Consider the following 23,166-nt stretch of genomic DNA (forward strand, 5'->3'; position numbering starts at 1 on the left):
GTATTCTGCGCTACTGCCGGCGTATCGCTTTGCCCGAACCGTGCAATGAGGTGGTAGAGATGCTTCGCTCAGCTCAGCATGACGGGCTTCTAGCCAGTATATCTTCTTCCTCAGACAACGCAAAAAAGCCCCGCCAGATGCTTCGGCATCTGACGGGGCTTTGCAATTCAGGGAATCCGTTGGCTTACATCTCAGCCAGCATTTCCCACCGGTCGTTGAGCTGGGCCAGCTCTTTCTTCACCTGCTCGAACTTAAGGGTGGTATCCTTAAGCTGGGCGGCGTTCTGGTAGATCTGGGGGTCGGCGAGCTGGGCCTCATACTGGGCCAGCTCCTTTTCCCGCTCATCAATCTTCTTTTCTACTTCGGCCAGCTCCTTCAAGGCCTTTTTCTGGTCGGGCGAAGGAGTTTTGGCGGGCGAAGCGTCCACTTTCTTTTCCTCCTTGGGCAGGGGCTTGGGGGCTGAGGGTGAGGGCAGGCCGGCTTTCTTGGCGGCCTTTTCCCGGTCTTCCTGCCACTGCTCGTATTCGGCGTAGGTGCCCGGGTACTCCTTCAGCTGGTAGTCCTCGATGTACCAGATTTTGTTGGCCACGTTCTCCACGAAGAACCGGTCGTGGCTAATCACAATGTACGTACCCTGGTACTGGTCGAGGGCCTGAATCAGGATGTTTACCGACTGCATGTCCAAGTGGTTGGTCGGTTCGTCGAGCAGCAGGAAGTTGGCCTCCGAAATCAGGGTTTTGGCCAAGGCCACGCGGCTTTTCTCGCCGCCCGAAAGCACCTTGATTTTCTTGTATACCTCGTCGCCGGTGAACAGGAAGGAGCCCAGCACGGTGCGCAGCTCCATTTCGGTGCGCTTGGAGCCGGCTTGGTTCATTTCTTCCAAAATTTCGTTGTCCACGTTCAAGCTTTCCAGCTGGTGCTGAGCGTAGAACGACATAATCACGTTGTGGCCCAGCTGGTGGTTGCCGTTGGTGGGGGCCTCCTGCCCCGCTACCAGCCGCATCAGCGTGGATTTACCCTTACCGTTGGCCCCGATGAGGGCAATCTTGTCGCCCCGCTCGATGTGGACGTGGGTGTCGCGGAAGATGATCTTCTCGCCGTACTTCTTGCCCACATGCTCCATGCGCAGGATGTGGCGGCCGGGCGTAACGGTGAAGTTGAACTTGATGTTCACGCGGGCATCATCGGCGGCCACGTCCTCAATGCGCTCCAGCTTGTCGAGGGCCTTCACGCGGCTCTGGGCCTGCTTGGCCTTCGAGGCCTTGGCCTTAAACCGCTCAATAAACCGCTCGGCCTGCCGGATCTGGGCCTGCTGGTTTTCGAAGGCCCCCTTCTGAATGGCGTTGCGCTCCTCTTTTTCTTCAAGGTAGAAGGAGTAGTTGCCGGCGTAGGGCACCAGCTTGCCGCCGGTTACTTCCACGGTGGTGTTGGTGGTGCGGTCCAGGAACTCCCGGTCGTGGCTCACGATGATAACGGCCCCTTCGTAGCCGGCCAGGTAGTTTTCAATCCACTTGATGGAGGGCAAGTCCAGGTGGTTGGTTGGTTCGTCGAGGAGCAGCAGAGAGGGTTGCTGGAGCAGGATTTTGGCCAGCATCACGCGCATGCGCCAGCCCCCCGAAAACAGCTTCAGGGGACGCTGCAGCTCCTCGGTGGTAAAGCCCAGGCCTTCCAGAATCTCCTCGGTGCGGGCCTGCATGGTGTAGCCGCCCAGGGCCTCGAAGCGTTCCTGCAAATCGGCCAGCTTCTCCACCAGATCGTCGGTATAGTTGGTTTCGAACTCCAGCAGTACCTCGTCAATCTTCTTCTGGATATCCAGCGCCTCGCCAAACGCCTGCATGGCCACCACCAGAATGGACTCGTGCGAGTCGTAGGAGAGCAAATCCTGGTTGAGGAAGCCCAGGCTCACGTCCTTGCTCATCGAGATGCTGCCGCCGTCGGGCTTGTACTCCCCCACCAGAATGCGCAGCAGCGTGGATTTACCCCGGCCGTTCAGCCCGATCAGGCCAATCTTATCCTTGGGTTTAATGTGCAGGTTGGCCTTGTCGTAGAGGGTACGGGAGCCGAAATGAAAATCGAGGTCGGTAATGGAAATCATCCTACTTTGCTATGAAGCTGCAAAGGTACGAGTTTGCGAGAGGGAAAATCTCTTTCTTTACCATAGCAAATTCTATCGTCTTGTTCCATATGGCTTCCCCGTTCGATCAAAATCTATTACCAGAGTTCGAAAGTATTCGAGGGGAGAAAGAGCAAATTTTGTGGACTGGCAAACCGGCCTTCGTGCCATTTATCACGGGAGGACTGCTCGCAGGACTTCCTGGAATTGGGTTCGGATTAATATGGCTGTTGTGCAACCAAGCTGCTAAAAATGACGCACGTTCGAGCTGGGACTTTTTTTGGTTTATTGGCCTGCTGCCGTTAGGTCAGGGAATCTGGGCTTTTCTTAGCCGCCTTCTATCTTACAGCAATACTATATATGCTTACTCTAACCGACGAATCATAATACGAACTGGATTTTTTGGCACTCATTTCAAGTCTATTGACTTTGACAAGATATCTGACTCGGAAGTCACCGTTAACGCAGTAGAACGGCTTTACAACGTAGGGTCAATTCGATTCTTCTCCGGCCGAACTGAGTCGGACGAGGGCAACGTGAGTAAGATTTATGATTACTGGAACGCCATCAGCCTTCCATACGAAGTGTTTCGCCAGGTTAAAGAAGTAATTCTGGATATTAAGACCGACTACACGTATCCTAATGCCCTCAGACCAGAAGTTAACCCCGGCTATACTACCAGATATTTTAAGGAATAGGAAATATACACGCCTTCCCCACCCTCCGCCCGCTTCATTTAGCGCTTCGACAGTGTGGCCATTGAAATCAGGCCGGGCATACAGAACTCGCTGCGTAGCTGGTAGCGCCGGTTCGCCCTGTATCTTGCGGGCTCAACTTCCCTCTACTCCTGCCGCATGAACCGCCGCCTGCTTCCCGTTGCTTTGCTTCTTACTTTCGCCGCCTGCCGCTCCACGGAGCAGGAAGGCTCCGTGGCCGAAGCCCGGGACCAGAACCTGACGGAGCTGGAAGGCGAGCAGTCGACCACCGAGAAAGTGGGCAACACGGGCCGGGGCCACGCTTACGTGCGCCGCTTTTACGAGCAGAAAGGCCGCTACTACGCCGTGCTTGACTACGTGCAGTTTCTGAAGGGACCCGACGCCGTGGCCGCCGCCCAGCGTCGCGGCGACGCCATTGCGGAAGTGCAGAACGGCGACACGGTGTACTCCGTGCCGAACGACTATTACATCGTGAACGAAAACAAAAAGGAACGCACCCTGCCGCTGCGCAGCGGGGCCACGTTCCGGTTCTGGCAGAATGGCAGCAACGGCCTGGCCCAGCGGCCCTTGTCGGCCGGGCAGGTGCTGGCCGCACCGCCAGCTTCATTACAGTACGCGCCGTTTGTAGTGGTCACCCAGCAGGGCGTAATTGTGAGCCTGACGGAGCAGTTTGTACCGTAGCAACCACCGTCTGGTCACGCAGTTAATCAGGCTGCATAAGCCAGAGCATGGCGTTGAGCTTGAACAGCCCGCCATGCTGAGCTTGGCGAAGTATCTATTACTGCTTCGCAGATGAAACGGTAGAAATCCTTCGGCTTCGCGCTCAGCATGGTGGGCTATACGAGCCTATGGCCTCAGCAATTACCCCACAAACGGGGATTTAAACTCCGGGGCCGCGCGCTTTCTGGAGGCTTGCTCATAGGCGTAGGCCAGGGTCAGCAAGGGGCCTTCCTGATAAGCTCCACCCACAAACGACAACCCCACCGGTAGTCCGTGCACCTGTCCCATAGGAACCGTAATGTGCGGATAGCCCGCCATTGCCGCCGGCGAAGAGAAGCCAGGCCCACCGCCGCCGTCGCCGTTAATCAGATCGATGCAGCGGGCGGGGGAGTTGGTAATGGCGACAATGCCATCCAGCTTTTCCTTGCGCAGCACGCCGTCCAGGGCGGCTTTGGCTCCTTCATGTGACTTGCGCAGGGCAGCCTGGTAGTTGGCGCTGCGGAGGTTTTCCAGCTTATCAGAAGATTCCAGAATTTCCTGCTGGAAAAAGGGCATGGCCTTCGGCTTGTTCTCGGAGTTGAAGCGGATGACGTCGGTGAGCGTTTTGACCCCGGCCCCGGCCGTGCTCAGGTACTTGTTCACACCGTCCTTGAACTCGTAGAGTAGCACGTCATACTCAGCCTGGCCCAAAGGGTCGGTGAGCTTTTCCACCTCTACCTCCACGATGGTGGCGCCCTGGGCCTTAAGCACTTCCAGGGCGGCTTTCAGCAATGCAATGGCATCAGAGGAGCCGGTGAGGTGGTTTTTTTCTACGCCCAGCCGCTTGCCTTTCAGGCCGTCGGCGGACAGGAATTTTGTGTAATCGGGCTGCGCTTTACCGGCGCTTTCTTTGGTTACGGCGTCCCGGGCATCCTCGCCAGTCAGGGCACCCAGTAGCACGGCGGCGTCGCGGACGGTGCGCGTCATGGGGCCGGCCGTATCCTGGGTAGCCGAAATGGGGATGATACCCGCCCGGCTCCACAATCCCACGGTAGGCTTCAGGCCCACCAGTCCGCAACACGAGGCCGGCGACACAATGGAGCCGTCGGTTTCGGTGCCGATGGCCAAAGCGCAGAGGTTGGCCGCTGCCGCCGCGCCCGAGCCGGAGCTGGAGCCGCTGGGCGTGCGGTCGAGGATGTAGGGGTTTTTGGTCTGGCCACCCCGGCTGCTCCAGCCGCTGGTGCTGCGCGTGGAGCGGAAGTTGGCCCACTCGCTCAGGTTAGTTTTACCCAGAATAACGGCCCCGGCGGCCCGCAGCTTCTGCACGATAAAGGCATCCTGCTGGGCCTTGTGGCCAGCCAAAGCCAACGAGCCGGCGGTAGTCTGCTGCTGATCAGCGGTGTCGATGTTGTCTTTAATGAGCACCGGAATACCATGCAGGGAGCCGCGCAGCTTGCCATTTTTGCGCTCCTCGTCCAGCTGGTCGGCCAGCTGGAGGGCATCGGGGTTGGTTTCAAGTATGGCGTGGAGCTTGGGACCAGCCGTATCCACCTGCTTAATGCGCTGCAGGTATAGTTCCGTGATGCGACGGGAGGTTAACTGGCCGCTCGTCATTTTTTCCTGCAAGTCGGCCACGGTGGCTTCGTGCAGCTCAAAGCTGGCCTCGGCGGCGGCTTCATCCGTGGCGGCGGGGGTGGCTCCGTTGTCGGGGGCGGTAGAGCAGGCAGCCAGAGAAATAGTGGAGAGGGCAAGCCCCGCAAGGGAGCCGTTGCGCAGGAATATTCGGCGGTTCATCACTGGGGTAGGGTTTGGCTTTTCAAGGTACTGGAGAAGTAAGGCAATAAAAAACGCCTTTGACTGTTACCTCCGTCAGGCAAACTTATGTTGCTACGTATATTTAGCAGATTGTAGCAGATTTAGCAGACACCAAAGCCGCCGTTCATTCGTAAGATTCCTCTGAATTACCGGTATTCTGGCCTCTATAGCTTCGCTTCAGTTATTTACCCTGCCTATAGTCGTTTATTCATGCAACTTGAACTTATCCTGGAACAACCGGGCATCAGTATCAGCTACGACCCTGATTTGCAGTGGCAGTACGTGAACTGGCAGGGTGAACATGACTCGGCTTCATCGAGGCAGGGGTGCCTGCTGATGCTGGAGGCAATGCAACTGCGGCCCGTAGCCAAAATTCTGAACGACAACTCCAACATCACTTACACCTCCATTCATCTCACGGAATGGGGGCTCAACTGGCTGCAGGTAATGCACAGCGCGGGCCTGCGGTATTTGGCGTGGGTGTACGCCCCGGTATTTCCGGAGCGGCAGGCCACGGAAGCCATTGTGCAGTACCTGTCCAACCCTACCGTCGCCTCGTTTGATGATGTGGCCACGGCCTACAACTGGTTGCGACGGCAGTACGTGCCACCGGAAGGTGCGTGAGCCGGACGATGCTGAATTATACACAAACCCCGACAGGTGAGGCGTACGTATCCGGGTAGCTACTCCACACTACCATCCGTTTATGCATCTCCCAACCATGCCGGCCCGCACTGGCTTTTTTGTGACTGTCGTTTCCGCAGCCCTACTCCTGTCAGCCTGCGCCGATGATGACTCGACCGATACCGCGCCGGCCCTACCCGATTCCGTGGCCTTTACCCAGGCCGGCCTCTATCCCGAGGGCGTACAGTACGACGCTACGGGCGGCCGCTTTTTGGTTGGTTCCCAAACGCGGGGAGCGGTGGGGCAGGTGAAGGATGACGGCAGCTACACGCCGTTTGCCGACGACCCGACGCTGGTTTCCACTATTGGGATGCGCGTGGATGAGGCGCGGCAACGGCTACTGGTGGCCGTATCGGACCCCGGCTACAATGCGGCCCGAACTTCTGCGGCTACCCAGCGCAAGCTGGCAGGACTGGCCGTTTTTAACCTCTCCTCCGGAGCCCGAACCAGCTACACCGATCTGGGAGCGTTGCGGCCGGGGCAAAACCATTTCGCCAATGATATTGCCGTAGATGGGCAGGGCAACAGCTACGTCACGGACAGCTTCTCGCCCCTCATCTACAAAGTGAATACGCAGGGCGTAGCCACGGTACTACTGGAAAATGCTCAGCTGGCCGCTCCGGCCGGAGCCTTCGGCCTCAACGGCATCGTATTTCACCCAGATGGGTATTTGCTGATAGCCAAATCCAACGAGGGGGTTATTTTCAAGATTCCGCTGAATAATCCGGAGTCTTTCACTAAGCTAACTCTCCCCCAGGCCCTGACCGGGGCCGACGGGATGCTGCTCCAGGACAACAAGACGTTGCAGGTGGTAACCAACTCCCAGGCCAAGGTGTACCGCCTCACCTCCGCCGATAACTGGACGTCGGCCACGGTTTCGGGCACCTTCAGCACCCCGCCGCAGTATCCCACCACGCTGGCCCGCCGCGAGGGCGCCGACAGCTACGTCCTCTATTCCAACCTCAACGCCTTGCAGGCCAGCCAGAATCCGCCCGTTTCGGTGTTTACCATAGCCCGGGTAAAATTCTAACCACTCCCCCTGTTTCCTCCAAACACTATACGGCCTTTCCTGGTAAAGCCACGGAAAGGCCGTACAGTGTTTGGATAGGTGGTACCACCCGCAGCCAGCTACTAGGTTTACGTCTTATTAGCCGCTGCTTTGAGAATAGCTGGCTTAGTCCGTTTCGCTGAGCTTTTTGGCGAGGCCTTTGGGTACGCCACTGCTGTGCAGCATACCGCTTACCAGCCCCTGCCGCCACAACGTAAACACCGAAAACCGCCGCTCCCGCGCCGACAGGATTCGTCCGGGCTTGAGCATTTGGCCCGGCCGGCGGGGGTTGTTGTCGCGGATGAAAACCCCGTTGATGACGGACGTTTGCAGGCGGTGCAGCACGCCGGGGCGGTTCTGGCGGTTGAGGCGCTGCAGTTTGAGGTTGGTGTAGCAGCCCCATAAGGTACCGCGCGCCGCCTGTCGGTCCAGGGCCATCCGGAAATCAATGCGCTGCACCTGCCCGCTGTTAAACCGCAGCCCGATGGTGGGCACCGTCATGGGGTTCAGCATGGTTAGCGAAGTGGCAAAGAAGGTACCCCGTAGGGTGTGGCGGCCCGTCGGGTCGAGCAGGTTGGCGCGGACTGTGAGGCGGGCCCGTCCCTGATTCTGCAGCCAGCCGCTGGCCTCGCCGATGAGCGGGCGCGCGGCACCCATGCGGGCGGGGTTGTTGGTAAGGTTGCGTAGCGTAGCCGCAAAGCGGGTAATCTGCAGGGTACCGGGCGTGGCGCTGCGGGGGGCTCGGTACAGCATCGTAATACGGGCCTGGCTGATGCGCAGCCGCTCCACCGCAAACCGAAACGGCACCTTGCCCAACGCCTCGGGAGTAACCACGGAAATGCGCGGGTTGGCAGGAAAGCGGCCATCGGAGCGGGTGGTGAGTTGGGCACCCCGCAGGCCCAGCTCCCCGGCTCGCAGCTCGGCCCGGTTGGCGGCCGCCGCGAAATCGAATCCGCGCAGCCACATAGCCGGAAAGCGGGCGCTTACGTGGGCCGATTGGTGGCCCTTGCGGCGCGCCAGGCTCACTACCGACATGGTAGGCAGCAGCAGTACCCGCGTCAACTGCAGAGCGCCTGCCCGCGTATCGGCCCGCAGCCGTTGCCACGACAGGTGGTAGTAAGGTGCACTCAGCGTAGCCGTGGCCCGGCCGGTGCGCAGGTGCCAGGCCTGGGCGTAGTAGATATCAGTGGGCGGCCCCAGCCGGGGCAACACCCGGAAGTCGGAGCCGGTCAGCTCTACCCCGGCCACGGCCGGGGCCAGCTCCGTGCCGGCCACCTGCACCGAGCCCCGGCGTATTACCAGCGTCTGCAGTTGGCAGCTGCGTAAGTAGGCTTTCAGTGTTTCGTGCAGGCTGGGCGGCTTTTGGGCGGGCAACGTAAGGGCCAGGTGGGGGCTGAGCACCAGCAAAGAATCGGCTTGAAACTGCCGACGGGCCAGGCGCGGGCCATCCAGCCCGGTCAGGCGCAGGTGGGGCACCGTCAGGCTGACGCGCAGAGCCGGGCTACGCTGGTTGCTGATGGGCTGCCGGGGATGCACAAGCAGGGAATCCAGCCGCAGCTGCCGGGTTGCGGAGGACAACTGCAAACGTCGTAGCCGCAGCGTATGGCCAGGCAGCCGCACCGTGAGCCCCTGCACCTGCCCCGCCACCCCGGCCGCATAGCCTATCCGGCCCGAGTCGGCGGCTCCGGCGGCACTCAGGCGCACATCGTGCAGCACCAGGGTGCCGGGACCGGCCGCCATTACCGGCCGGTGGGTCGGACCGTAGTGCCCAAGCAGGTGCCGGATGGTCAGCTTGCCTACCCGCACACCCGCCACGGGCAGCCGGGCGTGGAGTGGCTGCCGGGAGGTAGTCTGGGGCAGTTCCCGCAGCTGTAGGGCCAGGGAGTCCAGCGTCAGGCTATCCACCGGCACTTCGGCGCGCCGCAGTAGGGCCTGCCAGCTTATGCTCCGTACCTGGCCGCGCCCCAATGCCAGCTCCAGCCGGGGCAGGCCGCCGGAATCGGGGCCGGCTACCAGGGTGCGCAGGCGTACGGCCCGGACCTCGAGTCCCAGCGGCCACAGACGCGTGTGCAGCTCCCCGATGCGCAGCTGGTAGCGCCCCTGGCTAACTGCATGTACCCGCTGCTCGGCCTGGCGCTGCAGCCAGGGGTCGAGCCAGAACGTGAGCAACGCCCAGACGCCTGCCCCCAGCAGCAGCAATACCGCGCCTACCCACCGCCCCCACAAGGGCCGGCGGCGGACAGGTAATGCGGGGGTTGCAGCGGGGGAAGGCACTGCCGACAGTACGCAAGAGTCGCCGCACAGGGTTGTGTTGGTGTGGTCCGAAGGCAGAATCCGGCCGGATATTCTACCTTCGCCACCGTCAGGGGCCGCTGTTCCACCGTGTCCTCCCCCAGAGTGCCACCAACACGGCCCTGCAAACGCGCGTTAACCAATCCGGAATGCTTCCCGTTAATCGTTCGATGCTGGCAATAACTTCTCTTCTGAATACGCAGAACGCCGACCGGATCAACCGGCTCATTAAGAGTCTGGAAACGGAGTTCGGCCTGGATGACGTGCAGGCCACGCCCGACCCGCACATCACCTATCAGTTGGCCGGGGTGCGGAAGCTTTCGGCCCTGAAGCAAGTGCTGCGCGACGTGGCCCGGCACACCCAGCCTTTTGTGGCCCACACCACTGGCCTGGGTGTTTTCCCGGGCCCCAACCCAGTTATCTATATTCCGGTGCTGCGTTCCGATGCCCTCAACCACCTGCACAAGCGCATTCTGCGGGCCACCGCGCCGCTGTGCCTGCGCACCGACAAGTTCAGCGGGCCCGATTGCTGGCTACCCCATATTTCGCTGGCCCTGCACGATACCACACCCGAGTTGCTGGGCCCCGTGATGCAGTACCTCAACCAGCAAACCTTCAACCTGAAGCTGTCCATCAACAACCTGGCAATTCTGCGGCAGGAAGAGGAGCGCTTTATTCCGGAGAAGATTTTTTCGTTTGACGGCCACAAACATGAGCCCGTACCAACGCTGTTTGAAACGGCCGGCTAGCACTGCCTTCCTGCAAATTTACCTGGTCCGGCGCGGCCATTTCACCGCCAGCCCCGACCTTTACCCTGCGTTTCTCATTCTCTGATTCTTTTTCTACCCATGTACCTGTACCAACCCGTACTGCTGCTACACTCCTGGACGCGCTGGCTCGTCCTCCTCTTTGGTCTGATTGCCATTTTCCGGGCGTTTGTCGGCTGGCAGGGCCGCAAGCCCTACGTGGGGGCCGATAATGGCATGGGGGCCGCCTTTGTGGGCTCTATGCACCTGCAGCTGCTGCTGGGCATCATTCTCTACTTTATCAGCCCTGTCGGCATCAAGGCCTTCGAAACGGCTGGCAGCGCTGTCATGAAAGACCCCACCAGCCGCTTCTTCGCCGTGGAGCATTTGGTAGGGATGCTGCTGGCCGTAATTGCCGCGCAGGTGGGCCGCACGCTGTCCAAGAAAGCCGCCGACCCAGTGCTTAAGCACAAGAAGGCATTTACTTGGTTTTTGATTGCACTTATCCTGGTTCTGATCATGATTCCCTGGGGCATCTGGAACCCGGCTCGTCCTGTTTTTCATCTGTAAACAGCTTAAACAAGCTGCTTTCAGAATGTGCGCCCAGCAAACGGGTGCCACCTTATGGTGGCACCCGTTTTTGTTTTTCCGCGACGCGGTTTGCGCCAAACTCCTATATTGCCGCCGCGCATTATAACCCACCCAACCAACTACACATGAAACAACTTTTCCCCTTCGCCCTCTTGTTCCTGGCCGGCTGCGAGCAGGCCACTCTGCCCGCCCAGCTGCCCACCCCTAGTGCCGCCACCGCCGATAAGGCCCTGGCTGCCACGTCTACCGACTCCTATATGCGCGGCTTCGCTCAGTATGAGCAGTGCCTGTGGGGCTATGGGGCCTGTGCCGTAGCAGCCTCGCCCGATATGGAAACCGGCCGTAGCGGCCCGGCCCTGCGCACGCCCCGCGTCCGGCTCACGCTGCGCGGTCAGCGCCTCGACGTGCAGTTTCTCACTCCCTTCGACCCGGAAGTTCGCACAGTAACTATTCGCCCAACGGAGGAGTTCTTCGTGGCTCAGCCCGAAACGGATGCTCTTGGGGCCAATGCCCTTAAAATTAAGCGGGGCACCTATCCCGTAGATGCCCGCATGGGCGAGTTTGGCGGCCTGCACTTCAACGTGCAGGTGTACTAAACCAACCCGCTACGCACGAAAGCCACACCAGCCGGTTGTTTCCCTAGTGGTGGAAACAACCGGCTGGTGTGGCTTTCGTGCGTAGTAGCTTAAATGCTTTGCCCGCCTGATACCTCAATGCGCTGAGCATTGATCCAGCCAGCTTCTTCGGTGCAGAGGAAAGCCACTACCGGTCCGATGTCGGTGGGCAGCCCCACCCGGCCCAAAGCCGTAAGCGAGGCAATGTGGGCGTTTACCTCCTTGTTGTCGCGCGTGCGCCCCCCGCCAAAATCGGTTTCAATGGCCCCGGGAGCCACCACATTTACCCGAATCCGGCGGCCCGCCAATTCCTTGGCCTGGTAGCGGGTAAGGGTTTCTACGGCCGCCTTCATGCTGGCGTACGTGGCGGAATTGGGGATGACAATGCGCGTCAGGCCCGACGAAATATTGATGATTCCCCCGCCATCGTTCAGCAGCGGTAGTGCCTGCTGCGTCAGGAAAAACGGCCCTTTGAAGTGGATGTTCAGCATGTCATCAAACTGCTGTTCCACCACCTGCTCATAAGGCTGGTAGAGGCCCGTGCCGGCATTGTTGATGAGAAAGTCAAACCGCTCGGTGCCGAAGGTGTCGCGTAAGGTGGCCTGCACCTGCTCGAAGAAGCCGGCAAAGCTGCCTACGTTCGAAGTATCCAGTTGCAGGGCCGCCGCTTTGCGGCCCTGAGCCTGCAGCTCCGCCACTACTGCTTCGGCTTCGGCCTGCTTGGTGTGGTAGGTGATGATGACGTCCAGGCCTTTCTGGGCCAGGTGCTGGGCCATGTTTTTGCCGAGGCCCCGGCTGCCGCCCGTTACGAGGGCTATTTTGGTGGTGCTCATCTTAATTCGGTGAGGATGAATGATGCAGGCAAAGTTCCGCCCCGCAAGCCGCCCGATTCTGGTGAGTAGTTCAGATTAACTGGTGACAGTTTCCGATTTTCTCTTATTATGTCTGCCACCCAAATTCTAACGGCTTTTCAACTTTTACTATGACCCAATTCCCTGATGCAGTAGATAAATCCAAGATTGGAACTTACCCCGCTCGTGTATGGTCAGGAGGAGGACATTTTTATGATGAAGTACTAGAATATAGAGTGTGGGTATACACTGATGAAGACGGAGAATATTTTTGTCCTTTCGAAAATTATAAAAGCGCTTTACGCTTCTCCAAAAAGACAGTGGGAGCTAAAAATCCTAACGTGCTCATTTTGCAGAGAGAATATGTGGATGAACCACAAGATGGATTGTTCATAAAAGTCACGTCGGAAAGGGTTGCAGAATGGAGGCCTGAATGGCTTCAGGATAGTAAAAGAGAAGAAGGCAGCATAGACCGATTTATTGCCGAACAGCATGAAAGAAATGGCTGAGTCAGCGTCTTTGCAAATGAGCCTCAACCCACTTCAGCCCGCTGCTGGGCCCACAACTCCTCCCGGTACTGCCGGGGCGTGCTGCCCACGAAACGCTTAAAAAACTTGGTAAAGTTGGAGGGGTCATAGGTGAGGCGAGCCGCCACTTCCGCCACCGACTGGCGCGGGTTGCTCAGCAGCTCCTTGGACACGGACACCAGCTTGCGCTCATAGATGGCGCAGGGAGCCTCGCCGGTGGTCAGCTTGAGCGTGTTGCTGAGGTGCGTGGGGTGAATGCACAGCTGCCCGGCAAAATCCCGAATTTCCAGCGCCTCGGTGGCCCGCCCGGCTACCAGATCATCCACGTGGGCGTGTACGAGGCGGGTGAAGTCGGCGGTTATCTCGTGCTGTCGGGCCAGGATTTTCTTCGGAATGGGTATAGTCGGCATCGTATCAGAGGGGAAGCGAAGGAGTGCTAACGGGTTGACGCACGAGTAGGCCATATATTGGACAAGCGCTGCTATGCTGCCGTCGTCCTGAAAACATCTATTCAGCTGAATGGTTTGATTTACGTAATTGCGCGTCATGACCAAGCCCACCACCCTCGAAGATTTCTACCGGCAGAAGATCCATTGGCTGCCCGACAACCTGCAACAGGATATCGGACATTTCAACGTGTTCCGGCTCGACGACTTTGTGGGGCCGAATGCCTGCCACTTGCCCTACAGCCGCAAGGATTTCTACAAAATCACACTGGTACGGGGCCGCAGTAATTACCACTTCGCCGATAAGACGGTGGAAATACGGGGCAACGCTCTGCTGTTTGCTAACCCGCTGGTGCCCTACGACTGGGAGCCGCTGGATGATGACCAATCGGGGTATTTCTGCATATTCACGGAGGCATTTCTGCAGCGTACGCAAGGCGCGGGGGCACTGGAGCTACCCATGTTTAAGCCGGGCGGACAACCGCTTTATTCCCTCACCGATGCGCAGCTGGCCAGTGCGACGCAGCTCTTCGAGAAGATGGCCACTGAACTGGATTCAGACTACGCCTTCAAATACGACCTACTGCGCAACTACGTGTTTGAGCTGGTGCACAGCGCCCTGAAGCTGCAGCCCGCCACCACGCTCTACCAGGAAAGCAACGCCGCCACCCGCATTGCCTCCCTGTTCACGGAGCTATTGGAGCGTCAGTTTCCCATTGAAACGCCGGGCCAGCAGGTACGCCTGCGCAATGCCCACGCCTTTGCCGGGCAGTTGGCCGTGCACGTCAATCACCTCAACCGGGCCCTGAAGGAGGTAACCGGCAAAACCACCACCCAGCTTATTGCCGACCGGCTGGTGCAGGAAGCTCACGCGCTGCTCAAGCATACGGCCTGGAACGTGGCGGAAATCAGCTACTGCCTGGGCTTTGAGGAGCCGGCCCACTTTACCAACTTCTTCCGCAAACGGGCCGGCACCACCCCTACCGCCGTGCGCGCTGTTTGATTTTTGCAAGCATCCGTTTGAAACGGGCAAGCTGCTGGCCTCTGCCCTGCTCTAGTTTTGCAGTGTACTAACACACACGACTATGAGCACATCTCAAACCTGGTTGGTCACCGGGGCGTCGCAAGGGCTGGGGCTGACGCTGGTCCGGCAGCTGCTGGCCGCCGGGCACCGCGTGGCTGCTACCTCCCGTCGGCTCAGCAGCCTTACCCAACTCCTCGGCAACGCCTCCGCCTCGTTCCTTCCGCTCGAAACCGACCTCACTACCGAGTCCAGCGTGGCGCAGGCCGTTTCGCAGGCCATCAGCACTTTTGGCCGCCTGGATGTGGTGGTCAACAATGCCGGCTACGGCATTGGCGGCAGCGTGGAGGAGCTTTCTGATGCCGAAACCCGCCAAGCCTTCGACGTGAATGTGTTTGGAATGCTGAATGTGATACGGCAGGCACTGCCGCACATGCGCACTGCCGGGTCCGGACACATTATCAATATTTCGTCCATTGCGGGTATTTCCGGCAACGTAGGCTGGGCCATTTACGCGGCTACTAAGTATGCCGTGGAGGGTGTGTCGGAGGTGTTGGCGCAGGATCTGGCGCCGCTGGGTATTAAGGTGACGGTAGTAGCCCCGGGCGCGTTTCGCACCAACTTCCTCACGCCCGAGTCGCTGGTACTGACCCGGCAGCCGATTGAGGCGTACCAAGCGGTGCGGGCTTCGCACGAAAAGTACCTCGCCATGAATGGCACCCAGGCCGGCGACCCGGAAAAAGCCGCGGGGGCTATTGTGCAGCTGGCTGCGGCAGCCCACCCGCCCGTGCATTTGCTACTTGGACAAGATGCCTACAAGCGGGCTACGCTTAAGCTCGAAACCTTCCGCCAGGAACTGGCAGCCTGGCACCCCCTTACCGTTTCAACGGGCTTCGCGGAATAGCGGCAGCCAGGACCGGCGGGGAGCAGGGTTACCTTATTACGATTTGGTTTCTTTTCACTTACAGCTGCAATAAAACGGGGGCCTGCGCGTCTGCCCATGTAGCTACTCCACTTTCTAACCGCTTTTCCTATGCTGTATCAATTCGCAAGCCTCGCCCTGAGCGATTCGCTGACCTATCACGAAACTGAACAACTCCATGACTACCCACAACATCTGGTTTGTGACCGGCGCCTCAAAGGGCCTGGGCCTGACCTTGGTACGCCACCTGCTGGCCCACGGCTACACGGTAGCAGCCACCTCCCGCAACCTGCAGGAGCTCCAACAAGCCGTGCCGCCTAGCAACGGCCGTTTCCTGCCCCTGCACATGGACCTCGGCAATGAGGACAGTGTGCGGCAGGCCATTGAAACCACCGTCAGCACGCTGGGCGGGCTGCACGTAGTGGTGAATAATGCCGGCTTTGGCCAGGTGGGCGCGCTGGAAGAACTGACCGACGCGGAAGCGCGCCGCAATTTTGACGTGAACGTATTTGGGTTGCTGCACGTGCTGCGGCACGCCACCCCCCACCTGCGGCGACAGAGTGCCGGCCGGGTGTTCAACATCTCCTCGGTGGGCGGGTTCACGGGCAACTTTCCGGGTTGGGGCATCTACTGCGCCACCAAATTTGCGGTGGCGGGCCTCACCGAGTCGTACGCGGCGGAAGTGCAGGAATTTGGGGTGCAAGCCAGCGTGGTGTACCCTGGCTACTTCCGCACCGATTTCCTGACCAGCGGCTCCCTGGGCACTCCGCAGCAGCCGCTAGCGGCCTACCAGGCTGTGCGCGACTCGCAGGAGGCCCACGAGCGGCAGATAAACGGCAACCAGCCCGGCGACCCGGAAAAAGCTGCCGCCGCCTTGCTGCAACTCAGCGAAACCGAACACCAACCTCTACACGTGTTTCTGGGCGCTGACGCCTACGGTATGGCCGAACAAAAAATAGCCCTGGTGCAGCACCAGATGCAGCAATGGCAGGAATTAGCCACCAATACTGGTTTGGGTGTGGTACACTAACATCGTATTTATAACATATAAAAAAGGCCCGTGGCATAGCTGCGGGCCTTTTTTGTTCGTAATCCGAAGATTTACTGCCTTTTTTGCATTCTGATTCATGCTAGAGCCGAGGTGCCAGGCTGCTGCAACCGGTGCTGGCCGGGCAGTCTCCCCGCTCATTTTTCCCTGCCTGCCGTTGCGAACTGCTTCTTTGTTTTTTGTGCTGCTCCTGTTGCTGAGCGGAGCCGCTTTCGGCCAAACCACCCCCCGTAAAGCCACCGCCCGCCGCGGCGACGGGGTGCAGACGCTGCTGCAACGCTACGGCCTCAACACCCGCCCGCAGCAACAGCAGTTCCGCCGCCTGAACCAGGGCCGGCTTACGAAAGCAGGTGGGCTGGTAACGGGCCGCCGCTATGTGCTGCCGGCCGCCGCGCCCAAAGCCAGGGCCTCGAAGTCGGCGGCGGGTAGCGGCTTGCAGGCCCGTAACCCTACGTCGCGGGGCATCAGCACTCAGCCGCTGCTGCCGGCCAAGCTCTTTGGGCCCGGCTATGGCTCGGTGCCGGTGCGCGACCGGGCACTGCGCGGGGCGGTGTACTACCTCTCGCCCGGGCACGGCGGCCCCGACCCCGGCGCCATCGGCCAGTACGGCGCCTACAAGCTGGCCGAGGACGAGTACGCCTACGACGTCACCATCCGGCTGGCCCGGGTGCTGATGGAGCACGGGGCCACGGTGTACATGATGGTGCAGGACCCCAACGACGGCATCCGCGACGAAGCCGTGCTGAAAACCGACCACGACGAAATCGGCTACCCCAACCAGGTGATTCCGCTGAGCCAAGTGTACCGGCTGCGCAAGCGCATTGCCGAGGTCAACCGCCTCTACACCCGCCATAAAGGGGCCTACCAGCGGCTTATTGCATTGCACGTAGACAGCCGCAGCGCCGGCCAGAACATCGACGTGTTCTTCTACCACCATCCCGGCAATGCCTCGGGGCTGCGGCTGGCCAAAAATATCCATAAGGTGTTCACCAACCGCTACAAGCGCGCTCAGCCCAACCGGCCGTATTCCGGCAACGTGTCGGAGCGGGGCACGCTGTACGAGGTGCGCAACAGCCGCGCCCCGGCCGTGTTCATGGAGCTGGGCAACATCCGCAACAGCAAAGACCAGCGCCGCTTCCTGGTGCCCGACAACCGCCAGGCCCTCGCCAACTGGATTTACGAGGGTCTGCTGGCTGACTATACCAAGCGGTGATTTTTAGTTGTGAGTTACTGGTTGTTAGTTGTCAGGAAAAGAACGTCATGCTGAGCGAAGGCGCAGCCGTAGTCGAAGCATCTCTACCGCTGGGCAATCAATGCTATTGCAATGAAGCGGTAGAGATGCTTCGGCAAGCTCAGCATGACGGCCTTTTTCTATCAACTGACAGCCAGCAACCAGCAACTAAAATCTACTTCCTTCCCTTCCGGATGGCTTCGATGGCCCGGTCCCGGCCTTCTTTCAGGTCCACCAGCGGCTGGGGATACTTGTCGGTGCCGTATTCGGGCACCCACTTTTTGATGTAGGCCAGGTCGGGGTCGTACTGCTTTTGCTGGGTTTCGGGGTTGTACACGCGGAACCAGGGCGCGGCCACGGCACCGGTGCCGGCCATCCACTGCCAGTTGCCCACGTTGTTGCTCATGTCGTAGTCGAGCAGCTTCTCGGAGAAGTAATGCTCCCCCAGCGTCCAGTCGATGAACAGGTGCTTCACCAGGTAGCCAGCCGCCACAATGCGGGCCCGGTTGTGGATGTAGCCGGTTTCGTTGAGCTGGCGCATACCCGCATCCACGAAGGGCTGGCCGGTGCGGCCCTCACACCAGGCTTTGTACTCCTTGGGCGCGTCGCGGTAGGGTAAGTGGCGCATTTTGGGGTCGTAAGCCTCGGTGGCGGTGTTGGGGAAGTGCCAGAGCAGCATCATAAAGAAGTCCCGCCAGATCATTTCGTTCAGCAGCTTTTCGTTGAGCTTGTCGGCCTGCTGCATGAGGCTGCGGATGCTGACGGTACCAAACCGTAAATGCACCGACATGCGGGTGGTGCCCCGCTCCAGAGCGGGCGTGTCGCGGGTTTTGTCGTAGTCCTTCACTACCTCGGCCGGGGGCAGCTTGGCGGGCACCGTGTACTGCTCGTGGCGCTTGAAACCCATCTTTTGCAGCGTGGGCCGGGTTTTATCGGCGGCCAGGGGTTGGGCCAGGTTTTCCTTTTTCAGCAGCCGGGCCGAAGGGTGGGGCTTGAAGTCCTCGGGCTTCATCTGGGCCTGCCAGGCTTTGGAGTACGCCCCGAATACCTTGTGCGGCTTGCCGTTCTTGGTCAGCACCTCGTCCTTGGCGAAAATCACCTGATCCTTGAAGCTGCGCAGCTCGGCGCCGTGCTTTTGCAGCAGCTCGGCCACGGCGGCGTCGCGCTCGGTGGCGTAGGGCTCGTAGTCCTCGTTGGTGTACACGGCGGCTACGTCGTAGTCCTTCAGCAGCTGCCGGAATACATCCGGCACCTTGCCGTAGCGGGCCACCAGGCCGCCGCCGGCCGCGTGGGCCTCATCGGCCAGGCGCTCTACCTGGTCGAAGATGAAGGTGAGGCGAGCATCCTCGGGCTCCAGCTTATCGAGAATAGTTTTGTCGTAGATGAACAGCGGCAGTACGGGTTCGTCGGCCTGCAGAGCCGCCGTCAGCCCTGCGTTGTCCTCGAAACGCAGGTCGCGGCGGTGCCAGAAAAGACTGATTTTCATAGATACGCTAGCAGTAAAGCGGCCGAATGGCGGGCCGCTGGCTACTGCTAACGGTGGAGGCTACGGTAGAGTTAGCGCATAGTAGAAAATTTAGAAAAACGTCGTTTCCGTCATCCTGAGCTTGTCAAAGCAGCTCTACCGCTTCGTTGCGGCAGTAATTCAACGAAGCGGTAGAGCTGCTTCGGCAAGCTCAGCATGACGGTCTTTTTCAAATTTCCAGACCCGTACTTAATCTGCGCCGCCGTGGCAATTGGCAACTGGCAACTGGCAACTGGCAACTGACTTACGGGTTCATCAATAAATACAGCAGGTTGTGGTAGAGGATGCCCTGCTCGCCGTCGTGGATGCCGTCGAGGCCGGCGTCTTCCAGGAGGGCTTCCACTTCTTCATAGTCCTGCAGAAAGTCGATTTCCACCTCTTCTTCGTCGGGGTGCTGGGTGTGCACAAGGTAGCGGCGCCGGGGCTCCAGGGTGATGTAGAGCTTACGGAACCGTGTTTGGGCGATTAGCAGGGCATCGTAGGCGGCAATTTCGTCCTCATCGAGGTGCACGTACACGGTGGTTTTCTCACTCTCGGGGGTGTGGTGCAGGAAGCTGGCAAGGTCGATGGGCATGGCACGCAGGTGGAGGGTGGAACAATACGAAGGTACGGCACGGAGGTGGCCGGCAGCGGGTTCGGCAGAAAAGTTACCTTCGCAGCACCCATTTTTCCACCCACCCCACTCCCACCCTGTTATGCTGAATCAGCAAGACCACGCCTGTATTGGCGGGCAGCCGCTGCGCCCCGAAAGCCTCATGATGAGCTACGGCTACACGCCAGCCTGGAGCGAAGGCGCCATCAAGCCCCCCATTTTCCAGACGTCCACCTTCGTGTTCAAGAACGCCGAGGAGGGCAAGGCATTCTTCGAGCTGGCCTACGGCCTGCGCCAGCAGGGCCCTGAGGAGGAAATGGGCCTGATATACTCCCGCCTCAACAACCCCAGCCTCGAAATCCTGGAAAACCGCCTCTGCCTCTGGGACGGGGCCGAGGAAGCCGCCTCCTTCGCCTCGGGCATGGCCGCCATCAGCACCACCCTGCTGGCCCTGCTGCAGCCCGGCGACGTGGTGCTGCACTCCGAGCCCGTGTACGGCGGCTCCGATTTCTTCCTAAAAAACGTGCTGCGCAAGTTCGGGATTGAGGCCGTGGGCTTCCGCCCCACCGCCACACCCCAGGAAATGGAAGCCCTGGCCGCTAGCCTCGCGCCCGGCCGCCTGGCTATGGTGTTCGTGGAAACGCCCGCCAACCCCACCAACCACCTCGTGGACCTGGAAGCCTGCGCCGCCCTGGCCCGCCGCCACAACCGCCCCGAGAAACCCGTGCGCCTGGTGGTGGACAATACCTTCCTAGGCCCGGTGTTCCAGCACCCACTCCGCCACGGCGCCGACGTGGTGCTGTACTCGGCCACCAAGTTTCTGGGCGGCCACTCCGACCTGATTGCCGGCGCGGCCCTCAGCAACCGCGCCCTGATGAAGGAAATTAAGGCCATGCGCACCTTCATGGGCACCATGTGCGACCCCAACACCGGCTGGATGCTGATGCGTAGCCTCGAAACCCTGAAGCTGCGCATGGAGCGCGCCGCCACCTCGGCCCAGCGCATTGCCGACTGGCTGCGGCAGCATCCGCTGGTGGCCCGCACCTACTACCTCACCCACCTGGAGCACTGCCCCGTGCAGCAGGACATCTACCAGCGCCACTGCCTGTCGCCGGGCTCCATGATTTCATTCGACATCCGGGGCGGCGAGGCCGAGGCTTTCCGCTTCCTCAACGCGCTGCGCCTCATTAAGCTGGCCGTGAGCCTGGGCGGCACCGAAAGCCTGGCCGAGCACCCCGCCACCATGACGCACTCCGACATCACCCCCGCCGAGCAGCACGAAATGGGCATCTCCCCCCAGATGATCCGCCTCAGCATCGGCGTAGAAGACCCGCAGGACCTGATGCTGGACCTGAGCCAGGCGTTTGAAGCCGTGGGCGTAGGGCAGCCGGTGCGGGAGGTAGCGGAGGTGTAAGGGGGACGATTTGTTGTCTGATTATCTATTTTGTCAGATGGTTCGCACGAAGCGGTAAAGATGCTTCGGCAAGCTCAGCATGACGTTCCGCGAGTCTTAAACGACTTTTCTAGACATAGCCTAATTCATAAAAGCCCGCCGCTGAACGTCAGTGGCGGGCTTTTTGGCACTTCCGGTATGCGTAGCCGGCACAGGCGCTGCTTACCCTGTCGGCAGCCATTGCGCCACAAGAATCAATTTGCCGGAGCTTGATATTTTTTGCTAGTTTCAACTGCCTGTCACTGTTTTACCTCTTGCTATGATTGCAACCCTTACTCCTTCTACTTCCGCCACGGCAGAAGCGGCTCACCACGCGGCCGAGTGCCTGAACTGCGGCCACCCCGTACCCGACCGGTTCTGCGGGCGCTGCGGGCAGGACGCGCACCACACTCACCGCCTCAACATGGCCCACATGCTCCACGATATTCCGCACTCGGTGTGGCACGTGGACAAAGGCATCCTCTACTCCTTGCGTACCATCATTACCCGGCCCGGCACTACTATTCGGGCCTACCTGGCCGGGCAGCGCGTCGACCACTTCCGGCCCCTGTCACTGCTGCTGGTCGTGACGGGCACGTTTGCCTTTATTTCCTCGCTGCTGCACATCGAGATGTTTCCGCCCCGCGACCCGTCGGTAGATGAGGCCGTCTACCAGTCGCAGAAGGCCATAGCCGAGTTTATGGCGAAGTACATGAGCTGGGTGTACGTAGCGCTGGTGCCGGTTATTGCCGGGTTTGCCCGCCTGTTTCTGCGCCGCGGCGGCTACAACTACGCCGAGTGCCTGGTAATTGCCGCCTTTATCACGGCCGTCTGCAACGCCCTGACCTTATTTTCGCTGCCGCTGGCTTATTTCTACTCCGGCACGCCCCAGATTCAGCAGTTCAGCCTTGGCGTAAGCGTGGTGTCGTTTGGCTACGCTACCTGGGCCTACAGCAGTTTGCTGGCGCATACCGGCCTGAGCCTGCCCAAACGGTTGATTCGCGGCTTTTTTCCTTTCTTTCTGGGCATCATGATTCCCAGCATATTAGGCGGCATTCTTATGGTGGCTTTGCAGTGGGACACACTCAAGGCGAACATAAAGCAGCAGCAACGTACGCAGCAACAACAGGTAACGGCGGCCCCGCGGCCGACGGTACCGCCCGGCCAACACTAATCAGCCACAATCTGAATAGCACGCAAAAGAGCCCGCCGCTGAATGTCAGCGGCGGGCTCTTTTACGGGAGCTAAGCAGCGTTCCGCTTGTCACATAATAGTCAGCCAACTAGCCAGTTATTGGTAATCCAAGTAATAAATCAGTTTATTCTGCTCTGTTGAATCACGAACAGGTTGGGTTTTTCGGGCCTTCTGGATATCCGATGAAGTAACGCGCCGTTTGTGGGAATGATGAAGAGAGTCCCTCCACCGCACGCTGGGTAGCAGGGTAAAAGAGGTGGTTTTCTCATATACTTCACTACCTGCCGGGACATCCCTATCTGGATTTTCCACACTTACATCTCTTGTTGCAGTTCTTTCCTCCCAGGCCAATAAAAAGGTACTGCGGGAGGTGACACGCACTACCATCGTCACAGAATCTGGTTGCCCGGAAAAAGGCTGGATAAGCATCCTAGGTTCAAAAGCAGGTTTGTATTGCCGCACTCGTTCTTTCCAGAGCGGCAGATTTTGATGAGGGTAGAACTTTTCGCGCTTGCCAACTCGGCCCGTCGCCGGGAGGTCGATTAGCTTATCCGCTACCAGCGTATCAGCAGAGCCCTGAAGTAAAATGGGAGCTTTAAATGGATCCTCGGCTCTTTCTGGACTCAGATAGTGCCCTACCACCGCGCGGCCAACGGCCTCCGGAGCAATTTCAACTCCCCACCAAACAGTGTCTATTTGTACGGAAGAGCGTGGGATCTTTAGCGTCATAACAAGCTCTGCATTGGTCAGGTTGCGCAAGTACACTTCTGAAATACTCTGAGCGACAACCACCTGTTGATACAATGCCCTCTTACGAGGGTCATTCATTGATAGAAATAGTAAGAATAGGATTATCAGTATCACTCCGCCCAGCAGAACAAACGCTATAGTCTTGACGATGAGCAGCAATAGATGATAGAAAGGATGCTCTTCACGTTTCATAGACTTTTCTCTTTGATGCTACGAATCGTGAGAAGTAACCTACCCGCGTAAAACGATAAAGCGCCTGCCACTCTAAGAGTAGCAGGCGCTTTACATAAGTGCTGTTTAAGTACTACG

Annotated in this window: 22 protein-coding genes; 14 read left to right on the forward strand and 8 right to left on the reverse strand. The window is 59.4% G+C overall.

All coding sequences use genetic code 11. The features are described 5' to 3' along the window. Positions 1 to 184: 184 nt before the first annotated feature. Complete coding sequence (locus ACN19L_RS05800; RefSeq protein WP_426492581.1) at positions 185 to 2,095, reverse strand: ABC-F family ATP-binding cassette domain-containing protein; 1,911 nt, start codon at positions 2,093 to 2,095, stop codon at positions 185 to 187. Positions 2,096 to 2,184: 89 nt separating this feature from the next. On the opposite strand from ACN19L_RS05800, the gene ACN19L_RS05805 reads away from it, so the two are divergent. Continuing rightward, on the forward strand, positions 2,185 to 2,811 hold the full coding sequence (locus tag ACN19L_RS05805; RefSeq protein ID WP_426492582.1) for a PH domain-containing protein: 627 nt from the start codon (positions 2,185 to 2,187) through the stop codon (positions 2,809 to 2,811). Positions 2,812 to 2,967: 156 nt separating this feature from the next. After that, complete coding sequence (locus ACN19L_RS05810; RefSeq protein WP_426492583.1) at positions 2,968 to 3,510, forward strand: hypothetical protein; 543 nt, start codon at positions 2,968 to 2,970, stop codon at positions 3,508 to 3,510. Positions 3,511 to 3,690: 180 nt separating this feature from the next. Here ACN19L_RS05810 and ACN19L_RS05815 read toward each other — a convergent pair whose 3' ends face one another. Next, positions 3,691 to 5,322 carry an amidase gene (locus tag ACN19L_RS05815; RefSeq protein ID WP_426492584.1) on the reverse strand — a complete coding sequence of 544 codons (1,632 nt, stop codon included), beginning with the start codon at positions 5,320 to 5,322 and terminating at the stop codon, positions 3,691 to 3,693. Between the two features lie 231 nt (positions 5,323 to 5,553). On the opposite strand from ACN19L_RS05815, the gene ACN19L_RS05820 reads away from it, so the two are divergent. Then, on the forward strand, positions 5,554 to 5,967 hold the full coding sequence (locus tag ACN19L_RS05820; protein WP_426492585.1) for a hypothetical protein: 414 nt from the start codon (positions 5,554 to 5,556) through the stop codon (positions 5,965 to 5,967). A gap of 82 nt (positions 5,968 to 6,049) precedes the next feature. Further along, entirely contained in the window at positions 6,050 to 7,057 is a 1,008-nt protein-coding gene (locus ACN19L_RS05825) for a gluconolaconase (protein ID WP_426492586.1), read from the forward strand. Between the two features lie 144 nt (positions 7,058 to 7,201). On the opposite strand, the gene ACN19L_RS05830 is transcribed toward ACN19L_RS05825, so the two are convergent. Beyond that, on the reverse strand, positions 7,202 to 9,349 hold the full coding sequence (locus ACN19L_RS05830; RefSeq protein ID WP_426492587.1) for a DUF748 domain-containing protein: 2,148 nt from the start codon (positions 9,347 to 9,349) through the stop codon (positions 7,202 to 7,204). 188 nt (positions 9,350 to 9,537) lie between these two features. On the opposite strand from ACN19L_RS05830, the gene ACN19L_RS05835 reads away from it, so the two are divergent. The 3 genes from ACN19L_RS05835 (at position 9,538) to ACN19L_RS05845 (ending at position 11,300) form a co-directional block, all read left to right on the forward strand. After that, positions 9,538 to 10,116, forward strand: coding sequence for a 2'-5' RNA ligase family protein (locus ACN19L_RS05835; protein ID WP_426492588.1), 579 nt, complete (start codon positions 9,538 to 9,540; stop codon positions 10,114 to 10,116). Positions 10,117 to 10,215: 99 nt separating this feature from the next. Beyond that, on the forward strand, positions 10,216 to 10,683 hold the full coding sequence (locus tag ACN19L_RS05840; protein WP_426492589.1) for a hypothetical protein: 468 nt from the start codon (positions 10,216 to 10,218) through the stop codon (positions 10,681 to 10,683). A 146-nt stretch (positions 10,684 to 10,829) separates the two neighbouring features. Further along, positions 10,830 to 11,300 (forward strand): hypothetical protein, encoded by a 471-nt coding sequence (locus ACN19L_RS05845; RefSeq protein WP_426492590.1) that lies wholly within the window; start codon positions 10,830 to 10,832, stop codon positions 11,298 to 11,300. 89 nt (positions 11,301 to 11,389) lie between these two features. Here ACN19L_RS05845 and ACN19L_RS05850 read toward each other — a convergent pair whose 3' ends face one another. Further along, positions 11,390 to 12,151, reverse strand: a complete 762-nt coding sequence (locus ACN19L_RS05850) for an SDR family oxidoreductase (RefSeq protein WP_426492591.1) — start codon at positions 12,149 to 12,151, stop codon at positions 11,390 to 11,392. A gap of 149 nt (positions 12,152 to 12,300) precedes the next feature. Here ACN19L_RS05850 and ACN19L_RS05855 point away from each other — a divergent pair, with 149 nt between their 5' ends. Continuing rightward, entirely contained in the window at positions 12,301 to 12,678 is a 378-nt protein-coding gene (locus ACN19L_RS05855; protein WP_426492592.1) for a hypothetical protein, read from the forward strand. A gap of 23 nt (positions 12,679 to 12,701) precedes the next feature. Here the strand turns inward: ACN19L_RS05855 and ACN19L_RS05860 are convergent, their stop codons facing one another. After that, on the reverse strand, positions 12,702 to 13,106 hold the full coding sequence (locus ACN19L_RS05860) for a helix-turn-helix domain-containing protein (protein ID WP_426492593.1): 405 nt from the start codon (positions 13,104 to 13,106) through the stop codon (positions 12,702 to 12,704). Between the two features lie 136 nt (positions 13,107 to 13,242). On the opposite strand from ACN19L_RS05860, the gene ACN19L_RS05865 reads away from it, so the two are divergent. The 4 genes from ACN19L_RS05865 (at position 13,243) to ACN19L_RS05880 (ending at position 17,346) form a co-directional block, all read left to right on the forward strand. Continuing rightward, positions 13,243 to 14,145 (forward strand): helix-turn-helix domain-containing protein, encoded by a 903-nt coding sequence (locus tag ACN19L_RS05865; RefSeq protein WP_426492594.1) that lies wholly within the window; start codon positions 13,243 to 13,245, stop codon positions 14,143 to 14,145. 82 nt (positions 14,146 to 14,227) lie between these two features. Beyond that, positions 14,228 to 15,067 (forward strand): oxidoreductase, encoded by an 840-nt coding sequence (locus ACN19L_RS05870; protein WP_426492595.1) that lies wholly within the window; start codon positions 14,228 to 14,230, stop codon positions 15,065 to 15,067. A 196-nt stretch (positions 15,068 to 15,263) separates the two neighbouring features. After that, positions 15,264 to 16,115 carry an SDR family oxidoreductase gene (locus ACN19L_RS05875; RefSeq protein WP_426492596.1) on the forward strand — a complete coding sequence of 284 codons (852 nt, stop codon included), beginning with the start codon at positions 15,264 to 15,266 and terminating at the stop codon, positions 16,113 to 16,115. Positions 16,116 to 16,314: 199 nt separating this feature from the next. Further along, the gene (locus ACN19L_RS05880) at positions 16,315 to 17,346 is read left to right on the forward strand and encodes an N-acetylmuramoyl-L-alanine amidase family protein (protein WP_426492597.1); all 1,032 of its coding nucleotides are present in this window, start codon (positions 16,315 to 16,317) and stop codon (positions 17,344 to 17,346) included. Positions 17,347 to 17,539: 193 nt separating this feature from the next. Here the strand turns inward: ACN19L_RS05880 and ACN19L_RS05885 are convergent, their stop codons facing one another. Further along, entirely contained in the window at positions 17,540 to 18,850 is a 1,311-nt protein-coding gene (locus ACN19L_RS05885) for a cryptochrome/photolyase family protein (RefSeq protein WP_426492598.1), read from the reverse strand. A 283-nt stretch (positions 18,851 to 19,133) separates the two neighbouring features. After that, entirely contained in the window at positions 19,134 to 19,463 is a 330-nt protein-coding gene (locus ACN19L_RS05890; RefSeq protein WP_426492599.1) for a hypothetical protein, read from the reverse strand. 121 nt (positions 19,464 to 19,584) lie between these two features. Here ACN19L_RS05890 and ACN19L_RS05895 point away from each other — a divergent pair, with 121 nt between their 5' ends. Together ACN19L_RS05895 and ACN19L_RS05900 are read left to right on the forward strand one after the other, a co-directional pair. Further along, complete coding sequence (locus ACN19L_RS05895) at positions 19,585 to 20,895, forward strand: cystathionine gamma-synthase family protein (protein WP_426492600.1); 1,311 nt, start codon at positions 19,585 to 19,587, stop codon at positions 20,893 to 20,895. A 298-nt stretch (positions 20,896 to 21,193) separates the two neighbouring features. Beyond that, positions 21,194 to 22,087, forward strand: coding sequence for a DUF3667 domain-containing protein (locus tag ACN19L_RS05900; protein WP_426492601.1), 894 nt, complete (start codon positions 21,194 to 21,196; stop codon positions 22,085 to 22,087). 116 nt (positions 22,088 to 22,203) lie between these two features. Here ACN19L_RS05900 and ACN19L_RS05905 read toward each other — a convergent pair whose 3' ends face one another. Then, positions 22,204 to 23,049: a hypothetical protein gene (locus ACN19L_RS05905; RefSeq protein WP_426492602.1), complete on the reverse strand. Its 846-nt coding sequence runs from the start codon at positions 23,047 to 23,049 to the stop codon at positions 22,204 to 22,206. Positions 23,050 to 23,166 lie beyond the last annotated feature (117 nt).

Source organism: Hymenobacter sp. 102, assembly GCF_049949205.1.
GTDB lineage: Bacteria > Bacteroidota > Bacteroidia > Cytophagales > Hymenobacteraceae > Hymenobacter.

What these genes read in the sequence shown, in the direction of transcription:
- ACN19L_RS05800 (WP_426492581.1), bottom strand. Translation starts at nt 2,095, where the DNA reads ATGATTTCCATTACCGACCTCGATTTTCATTTCGGCTCCCGTACCCTC.
- ACN19L_RS05805 (WP_426492582.1), top strand. Translation starts at nt 2,185, where the DNA reads ATGGCTTCCCCGTTCGATCAAAATCTATTACCAGAGTTCGAAAGTATT.
- ACN19L_RS05810 (WP_426492583.1), top strand. Translation starts at nt 2,968, where the DNA reads ATGAACCGCCGCCTGCTTCCCGTTGCTTTGCTTCTTACTTTCGCCGCC.
- ACN19L_RS05815 (WP_426492584.1), bottom strand. Translation starts at nt 5,322, where the DNA reads ATGAACCGCCGAATATTCCTGCGCAACGGCTCCCTTGCGGGGCTTGCC.
- ACN19L_RS05820 (WP_426492585.1), top strand. Translation starts at nt 5,554, where the DNA reads ATGCAACTTGAACTTATCCTGGAACAACCGGGCATCAGTATCAGCTAC.
- ACN19L_RS05825 (WP_426492586.1), top strand. Translation starts at nt 6,050, where the DNA reads ATGCATCTCCCAACCATGCCGGCCCGCACTGGCTTTTTTGTGACTGTC.
- ACN19L_RS05835 (WP_426492588.1), top strand. Translation starts at nt 9,538, where the DNA reads ATGCTGGCAATAACTTCTCTTCTGAATACGCAGAACGCCGACCGGATC.
- ACN19L_RS05840 (WP_426492589.1), top strand. Translation starts at nt 10,216, where the DNA reads ATGTACCTGTACCAACCCGTACTGCTGCTACACTCCTGGACGCGCTGG.
- ACN19L_RS05845 (WP_426492590.1), top strand. Translation starts at nt 10,830, where the DNA reads ATGAAACAACTTTTCCCCTTCGCCCTCTTGTTCCTGGCCGGCTGCGAG.
- ACN19L_RS05850 (WP_426492591.1), bottom strand. Translation starts at nt 12,151, where the DNA reads ATGAGCACCACCAAAATAGCCCTCGTAACGGGCGGCAGCCGGGGCCTC.
- ACN19L_RS05855 (WP_426492592.1), top strand. Translation starts at nt 12,301, where the DNA reads ATGACCCAATTCCCTGATGCAGTAGATAAATCCAAGATTGGAACTTAC.
- ACN19L_RS05860 (WP_426492593.1), bottom strand. Translation starts at nt 13,106, where the DNA reads ATGCCGACTATACCCATTCCGAAGAAAATCCTGGCCCGACAGCACGAG.
- ACN19L_RS05865 (WP_426492594.1), top strand. Translation starts at nt 13,243, where the DNA reads ATGACCAAGCCCACCACCCTCGAAGATTTCTACCGGCAGAAGATCCAT.
- ACN19L_RS05870 (WP_426492595.1), top strand. Translation starts at nt 14,228, where the DNA reads ATGAGCACATCTCAAACCTGGTTGGTCACCGGGGCGTCGCAAGGGCTG.
- ACN19L_RS05875 (WP_426492596.1), top strand. Translation starts at nt 15,264, where the DNA reads ATGACTACCCACAACATCTGGTTTGTGACCGGCGCCTCAAAGGGCCTG.
- ACN19L_RS05885 (WP_426492598.1), bottom strand. Translation starts at nt 18,850, where the DNA reads ATGAAAATCAGTCTTTTCTGGCACCGCCGCGACCTGCGTTTCGAGGAC.
- ACN19L_RS05890 (WP_426492599.1), bottom strand. Translation starts at nt 19,463, where the DNA reads ATGCCCATCGACCTTGCCAGCTTCCTGCACCACACCCCCGAGAGTGAG.
- ACN19L_RS05895 (WP_426492600.1), top strand. Translation starts at nt 19,585, where the DNA reads ATGCTGAATCAGCAAGACCACGCCTGTATTGGCGGGCAGCCGCTGCGC.
- ACN19L_RS05900 (WP_426492601.1), top strand. Translation starts at nt 21,194, where the DNA reads ATGATTGCAACCCTTACTCCTTCTACTTCCGCCACGGCAGAAGCGGCT.
- ACN19L_RS05905 (WP_426492602.1), bottom strand. Translation starts at nt 23,049, where the DNA reads ATGAAACGTGAAGAGCATCCTTTCTATCATCTATTGCTGCTCATCGTC.